We start from the raw sequence: 482 nt of genomic DNA on the forward strand, positions 1-482 counted from the left end.
GTGATGCAGAACATCACTATGTAGGCACTAAATGCGGGATCATGGACCAGTTTGCCTCAGTTTTAAGTAGAGAAGACCATCTTATTCTTTTGGATTGCCACAGTTTGGAAGCTACTTATGTACCTGCAAATTTTGAAGGTCATAAATTGGTGTTACTAAACACAAAAGTCTCTCACAGCCTTGCCGCAAGCGAATACAATACCCGCCGTAAAGAATGTGAGGAAGTGATCAATTATATCCAAAAAAGATATACTGAAGTAAATTCTTTACGCGATGTGGATCTACAACGCTTACAGGAATTTAAAAATGAGCTTTCTGAGGTGCTTTATAAACGTGCGCGGTTTATAATCTCAGAAAACAACAGGGTTCTCAAAGCTGTAGAAGCCTTAAAATCTGATGATCTGGATCATCTGGGTTTGCTAATGTATGCCTCGCATAAAGGTTTACGTGACAATTATGAGGTGAGTTGTAAAGAGCTGGAC

Annotated in this window: 1 protein-coding gene; it reads left to right on the plus strand. The window is 39.4% G+C overall.

Annotated features, from left to right (window positions below; genetic code table 11):
- Positions 1–41 precede the first annotated feature (41 nt).
- Positions 42–482 (plus strand): galactokinase (locus tag HC176_RS16290; protein ID WP_425338217.1); only part of this gene is annotated, 441 nt, incomplete at its 3' end.

Source organism: Tamlana crocina (genome assembly GCF_012037625.1).